This is a genomic window from Moorena sp. SIO1F2, assembly GCF_010672755.1.
In the GTDB taxonomy this organism is placed as follows: domain Bacteria; phylum Cyanobacteriota; class Cyanobacteriia; order Cyanobacteriales; family Coleofasciculaceae; genus Moorena.
In genome coordinates this window covers 1-5,604 of sequence record NZ_JAAHFV010000397.1, presented here as the reverse complement: position 1 = coordinate 5,604, position 5,604 = coordinate 1, and the positions used below count along the sequence as shown (strand labels likewise).

The following is a 5,604-nucleotide window of genomic DNA, read 5'->3' as shown; positions in this document are numbered from 1 at the left end:
TCGTAGAAAGAAGATTTTTGTTTCTACTACCTGAGGAGTTGATAAAGCAGGCTATTATTAACCAGCCCGATGTGCTCTGTGGTTAGGGAAGCAAGGCATAGGAAAACGGCAGCCGCTTATGGTAGTTTAGTTTAGACCTTATAGTCATTTGATAGTAATTTGCCAATCTCGCCAATGGCTATTCTTGATCAGGCAACTAATGGGTCGTTTGTGTCATTAATGACGTCAACTACTCTTTTCAAGGTAGGCACTTTTTTCCTAGCTTGGGCAGTTTTGTGGCTGCCCCTAGCTCTCCCTATAGCTATGGTTTTAAAGTGGCGTCCAAATAAGCCTTTAGCACCAGACCAAAAGTTACCACTACTCGCAGCACTTTACCTGATTGCTCCCCTAATTTTATGGGGAGCTTCTCAACTAGAGGGGGTGCCTTTCTCCGATTACGGATTGGAGTGGAAATTAAGCGTTTTAGGCTCTCTAGGATTGGGACTAGGAGTAGGTATTCTCAGCTTAATCATAGTATTTACTGGGCAATTATTACTAGGCTGGGTGAGGTGGAATTCTGAAAATTGGCAGCGTTTGGGACCGATATTACTGCCAGTGATGTTATTAGGGCTGTGGATTGGGCTTACAGAAGAGTTAGTCTTTCGTGGCTTCTTAGTGAATCAACTACAGCCGGATTATTCTATCTGGGTAGGAGCAGCCATCTCTAGTGGGATTTTTGCCCTGTTACACCTAGTTTGGGAACAAAAAGATACTATCCCTCAGTTACCAGGATTATGGCTAATGGGAATGGTATTAGTCCTAGCCCGTTGGGTGGATGGAGGCAGTCTGGGTTTAGCATGGGGACTACATGCTGGTTGGATTTGGGGTTTAACTTGTTTGGACTCAGCTGAGTTAATTGCTTACACAGGCATTGGACCAATTTGGATAACGGGTTTGGGAGGAAAACCGTTAGCTGGGATAGTGGGTCTTCTTTGTTTATTGGAAGTTGGGGCTTTATTATTACTGATGTTGCCGAATCAGCTGGTCAACATTTGATAAAAATTTCACCTGTTTTAAATTGGCTTGAAGCCTGTCAACAAACTCCTATATCCGGCAGGCTGTCTTAAAAGCTAATCACCAAAAAAAATACCGCCAGCTACAAGTTAAACTAGCGATTATCCTTAGGTGCCCTTGACCCATTAAGAATTTAATTCTTAATGGGTCAAGGGCACCTGTGGATTTACTTCATGTTTAATTTCGCGCCTTTCTTTTGGTGCGCGTTACCTTGGCGAGGGAACCTCGCCGGGGTGTTAATCAGAGAAATCGGTCAACCTTACATGGAAGAACCAACTCCCACATAGGCACCATAGAAGAAAAGACCAACCACTACGAGGACACCAGTACCAGCGATAGTGGCAACTATCCATAAAGGAATTCTTCCCCCTCCAGACACAGCTTATACCTCCAATTTTAAATCAAGTTTTTTTTCTTACATGTAGTTAACGATAGAAGGCTTAATAACTAGTAATTTCGTTGAAAAGCCTCCCTCGTGGCTTAGATTTTGCGCAACTCCTATCAGGAGTAATCTTTGCCGGACTTCTTCCTGCTTCCGCGAACGGCAATATTGTAAAGGCTTGTTGAGCTAGCAGCACTTTTCCCTTAACTTAACTACTAGTGACAGGGCTACGAAATAGCGTTCATTCGTAGGTGCCATAACCTAAACAACTTAGGAAAAATGTCTATCGCGGTGCATCTTAGCTAGGAAATTAGCGATTAACCGGAAATTACCAGGGAATTAACTAAGAGTCTTTTCCAGTTTACATCCGAGCCGTCTCCAAGATGGGGATTTAGGCGAATCTGTTAAATCAGTTAATTAAAGAAATAACTGGAAAACAGAATACCAAGCACAAAAATCAGTAATAGACCTAAGTAAAGAGACGTCCGATTGAGTTCAACCGGCTGTCTATTGGGATTGGAATTCCGCTCCATAATTGCTTCTCCTATCGTTGAATAAATTGCATGGCTGCGATCGCGCCTAAGAAAAAGACTGAAGGAACGGCTAGGGTATGAACCGCTAACCATCTAACCGTGAAAATCGGATACGAAACTGGTTGATTGGGATTACTGCTAGTCATGATTGTCTGCCTTTATCTAAAAAACCTTATGGAGCAAATTCTTCAACTTGCTGTTTAGCATTGTCGCGGTCGGAAACGATTGGTAGTTCCATCCGCTCTTGAGTAAAGTATTCATTAGGACGGGGTGTGCCAAACGCATCGTAAGCCAGACCAGTGCTCACAAAAAGCCAACCAGCGATAAATAGGGCTGGGATAGTAACACTGTGAATGACCCAGTAACGAACGCTGGTAATAATGTCACCAAACGGACGTTCTCCAGTTGTACCTGCCATCGTAGATTCCTCCTACCAACAACCGTTTAAAATTCCATAACTATAATAGTTCTAAGTGCCGTTTTTTTCTACATCTTCGATGTTGAAAGATAAAACGAAACTGACTGGCATAGATCATAGGGATTTCCAAGCCCTAAGCTTCCTGGCTAGGCAGCTCATACTTGAGTAAAATCCCTTTCTGACCAATGACAAACCCCTGTTCTGGTGTTACAAAGACAATTTTGTAAAAATTGGAGGGAACATCCCTAAGATCCCGGTCTTTTTGCCAGGTTTCTCCACCATCAAAGCTACAAAGCAAATTACCGCTGCCACCTGCTACCCAAATTTCATTGGGTGTGCGATAGGCTAAGTCAAGTAATCCCAAGCTGTTGGAAAAATCTGGATAAATTGGTTCTTCCCACTCTTCTAGGTTTTCGGCAGTGCTAAATTGTACCTGACCACCCCGGGCCAAAATCCACAGACGACCATCGGGGGTAAACCCCATATTCTGGAGACGCTTGGAACTGTAACGATTATGCTGTAACCAAGCACTCTGACCTGGATCCCAAGTGGAGTAAAAGTTCCCTCTAGCAGACACAGCAACGTAACTACCATCTTCAGAGCGGGAAATATTACGGGTGACTCCGACCGCTTGTGCTACCTGTGCCTTCCAGGTTTTACCAGCATCCTTAGTCTGATAAATTGCGCCAACATCAGTGGTCATCTCTGCTGAGTTGGGTCCGAGAGCCAGGATTCTGTTGGGTGAACCTGGTAACTTTTCACTTAAGAGAATGCGAGACCAAGATTCACCCCCATCATTAGTATGAAGCATGATCGAGGGTTGACCAACAATCCACCCCTCATCACCAGCAAAGCTTACAGAGGAGAAGCGATAATTTTCATCTCCTAGATCCAAGCCTTTCTGTTGCCATGTATTACCCCCATCCTTAGTCTCAAAAATTGTGGCATAGCTACCCACAATCCATCCATGACTAAGATCCCCGGTAAAGCCAAGGTCTTGCATGGTCGCTTCTGTAGGTAAGGAAATAACCGCCCAAGGATTATAGCTTATGGATGAAGGAAATTTGCAGCTGACACAAATTAATGCCACCGCCAGTAATATTAAAATTTGTTTCAGCGTTTTCATCAAATATCTCATTATTTCCAGAACTTCTTGAGTATGGCAGCGTTCTCCGTAGGTTTTCAGACCCCACCAAGGGCGATGGCTTCTAGATCTAAGCTTTGGTGATGCCAGCAGTTGCTCACGTTCACGCATACAAGCCAACTGCCCTGATTTCAGTTCAAACCGTAAAGGCTCAGAAAAAACAAAAAGCCTAATCCTAAAGCGGCAAAAATTAAAAGGTTCTTTTGTGCTGGTGTCATGCGGTTAACACCGAAGCCATAGGTAAGATTCTCCTGAAATCCAGACGGGGCATTAACAGCACCAATATTAATAAACTGAATTTTCGGAGCGCTGCACACTGGACAGCGCCAATCATCTGGCAAATCCTTATATAATGTCCCTCCTGGAACATTGCGATTACTATCTCCCTTGGTCGGATCGTAAACATAGCCACAAGCACGGCATTCATAGCTGCTGGGTGCCTGTTCAGCTAGGGTTTGCTCTGGGGCTCGTTCAGTCATTCCTCTGTAAGCTTAAGCAGCAAATCTTAATAACTATGTTAAAAAATATTATCACACACTAAGTGTCAGATTTTCTTAACTTTCGATTTAAGCTCAGGAGTTTCTCCGAGATGCCTGACCCGATTTTTGATGAACCCTTGAAAGAGTAGGGTCTTCTAGGGAGAGGGAGTACAATCAACTACGAGCAACCTTGAAGTCTATGGTAGTCATTGGCTTTTGAGAACCAACCACTGACCCCTGAGGACCGTTCAAAAGGGCAGACCACCTATAATAAAGTTTGTAAAGAAGTACTAACGCCAGTTTTTACCTGGCACTGACCAATTGTGTTTGTTCTTAGCGGTTACGAGTATCTCTTAGGCTTCATACTAGCTTGCAGCTTAGTTCCCCTACTAGCCCTGTCGGCTTCCAAGCTTTTGCGACCTAGCCATCGGGAGCCAGAGCGGCGCACCACCTATGAATCTGGTATGGAACCAGTGGGGGGTGCTTGGATTCAGTTCAACATTCGTTACTATATGTTCGCCCTGGTGTTCGTGATTTTCGATGTTGAAACTGTATTCCTCTATCCCTGGGCTGTCGCCTTCAATCGCCTGGGATTACTGGCATTTGTGGAAGCCCTAATTTTTATTGCAATTCTTGTGGTTGCTCTGGTTTACGCTTGGCGCAAAGGAGCCTTGGAATGGTCATGAAATCTAATCTTACAAAGGATAGTGCTGCTATAGAACAGCAGCAAACAAACAAAATTCTTAACCCGATTGAGCGAACCCAAGTCACTCAAGACTTATCGGAAAATGTAATCTTAACTACAGTAGACGACCTTTACAACTGGGCGCGGCTTTCCAGCCTCTGGCCGATGTTGTATGGTACCGCTTGTTGCTTCATTGAATTTGCGGCAATGATTGGGTCGCGGTTTGACTTTGACCGTTTTGGTTTGGTTCCTCGTTCTAGCCCCAGACAAGCGGATTTAATTATCACAGCGGGTACCATAACCATGAAAATGGGACCAGCACTGGTTCGTCTTTATGAGCAGATGCCAGAGCCGAAGTACGTGATTGCCATGGGAGCTTGTACTATCACTGGCGGCATGTTTAGCGTTGATTCTCCAACAGCAGTGCGTGGTGTGGATAAATTGATTCCAGTGGATGTCTATATACCTGGGTGTCCCCCTCGTCCAGAAGCAATCATGGATGCTATTGTCAAGCTTCGCAAAAAGGTGGCTAACGAGTCGATTCAGGAGCGTGGTCAGCTCAAGCAAACCCACCGTTACTACAGCACCACTCACAACATGAAAGTGGTACCAGAGATTTTGACCGGTAAGTACCTGCAATCTGACGAGCGCTATACTCCCCCCAAAGAGTTGACCGAGGGGATGGGAATGGCAGTACCACCAGCACTCAAATCCTATCAAAAGCAGGAGGTAGAGCGTGGCTGAAGAGTCAAAACCAGTAGAGCAAACGACAGAAGTCTCTGAGATAGTTGAAGCGGGAAAAGTCTCCGGATGGCTCAAGGAAAACGGTTTTGAGCATGAGTTCATGGAGTTGGATCACCTAGGCGTTGAGGTACTCAAAGTTGAACCAGATGTCTTGCTTCCCATTGCA

At 44.7% G+C, this 5,604-nt stretch carries 9 protein-coding genes; 3 read left to right on the top strand and 6 right to left on the bottom strand.

All coding sequences use genetic code 11. The annotated features are described in order from the left end of the window. The first annotated feature begins 174 nt into the window (after positions 1 to 174). Positions 175 to 1,035, top strand: a complete 861-nt coding sequence (locus tag F6J94_RS29250; RefSeq protein ID WP_293046789.1) for a type II CAAX endopeptidase family protein — start codon at positions 175 to 177, stop codon at positions 1,033 to 1,035. A 277-nt stretch (positions 1,036 to 1,312) separates the two neighbouring features. Here the strand turns inward: F6J94_RS29250 and F6J94_RS29245 are convergent, their stop codons facing one another. From F6J94_RS29245 to F6J94_RS29220, 6 genes are all read right to left on the bottom strand, one after another. Then, complete coding sequence (locus F6J94_RS29245; RefSeq protein WP_071986820.1) at positions 1,313 to 1,432, bottom strand: photosystem II reaction center protein J; 120 nt, start codon at positions 1,430 to 1,432, stop codon at positions 1,313 to 1,315. 416 nt (positions 1,433 to 1,848) lie between these two features. Continuing rightward, entirely contained in the window at positions 1,849 to 1,968 is a 120-nt protein-coding gene (locus F6J94_RS29240) for a photosystem II reaction center protein L (protein ID WP_071986819.1), read from the bottom strand. Positions 1,969 to 1,979: 11 nt separating this feature from the next. Further along, positions 1,980 to 2,114 carry a cytochrome b559 subunit beta gene (gene psbF / locus F6J94_RS29235; protein ID WP_075897540.1) on the bottom strand — a complete coding sequence of 45 codons (135 nt, stop codon included), beginning with the start codon at positions 2,112 to 2,114 and terminating at the stop codon, positions 1,980 to 1,982. A 26-nt stretch (positions 2,115 to 2,140) separates the two neighbouring features. Further along, complete coding sequence (psbE, locus tag F6J94_RS29230) at positions 2,141 to 2,386, bottom strand: cytochrome b559 subunit alpha (protein WP_075897538.1); 246 nt, start codon at positions 2,384 to 2,386, stop codon at positions 2,141 to 2,143. 133 nt (positions 2,387 to 2,519) lie between these two features. Then, positions 2,520 to 3,524, bottom strand: coding sequence for a photosynthesis system II assembly factor Ycf48 (locus tag F6J94_RS29225; RefSeq protein ID WP_293046790.1), 1,005 nt, complete (start codon positions 3,522 to 3,524; stop codon positions 2,520 to 2,522). A 137-nt stretch (positions 3,525 to 3,661) separates the two neighbouring features. Next, positions 3,662 to 4,009: a rubredoxin gene (locus F6J94_RS29220; protein ID WP_293026129.1), complete on the bottom strand. Its 348-nt coding sequence runs from the start codon at positions 4,007 to 4,009 to the stop codon at positions 3,662 to 3,664. A gap of 323 nt (positions 4,010 to 4,332) precedes the next feature. Between F6J94_RS29220 and ndhC the strand changes: the two genes are divergently transcribed. Further along, positions 4,333 to 4,695, top strand: coding sequence for a photosynthetic/respiratory NAD(P)H-quinone oxidoreductase subunit C (gene ndhC / locus F6J94_RS29215; RefSeq protein WP_070391734.1), 363 nt, complete (start codon positions 4,333 to 4,335; stop codon positions 4,693 to 4,695). Beyond that, positions 4,692 to 5,438 (top strand): photosynthetic/respiratory NAD(P)H-quinone oxidoreductase subunit K, encoded by a 747-nt coding sequence (ndhK, locus tag F6J94_RS29210; RefSeq protein ID WP_293046788.1) that lies wholly within the window; start codon positions 4,692 to 4,694, stop codon positions 5,436 to 5,438. Before ndhC ends, ndhK begins: the two co-directional genes overlap by 4 nt. Positions 5,439 to 5,604: the final 166 nt, after the last annotated feature.

Excerpts from the sequence above, each read along its gene's own strand:
- F6J94_RS29250 (WP_293046789.1), top strand. The coding sequence starts at position 175 with ATGGCTATTCTTGATCAGGCAACTAATGGGTCGTTTGTGTCATTAATG.
- F6J94_RS29240 (WP_071986819.1), bottom strand. The coding sequence starts at position 1,968 with ATGGAGCGGAATTCCAATCCCAATAGACAGCCGGTTGAACTCAATCGG.
- psbF (WP_075897540.1), bottom strand. The coding sequence starts at position 2,114 with ATGACTAGCAGTAATCCCAATCAACCAGTTTCGTATCCGATTTTCACG.
- psbE (WP_075897538.1), bottom strand. The coding sequence starts at position 2,386 with ATGGCAGGTACAACTGGAGAACGTCCGTTTGGTGACATTATTACCAGC.
- F6J94_RS29225 (WP_293046790.1), bottom strand. The coding sequence starts at position 3,524 with ATGAGATATTTGATGAAAACGCTGAAACAAATTTTAATATTACTGGCG.
- F6J94_RS29220 (WP_293026129.1), bottom strand. The coding sequence starts at position 4,009 with ATGACTGAACGAGCCCCAGAGCAAACCCTAGCTGAACAGGCACCCAGC.
- ndhK (WP_293046788.1), top strand. The coding sequence starts at position 4,692 with ATGAAATCTAATCTTACAAAGGATAGTGCTGCTATAGAACAGCAGCAA.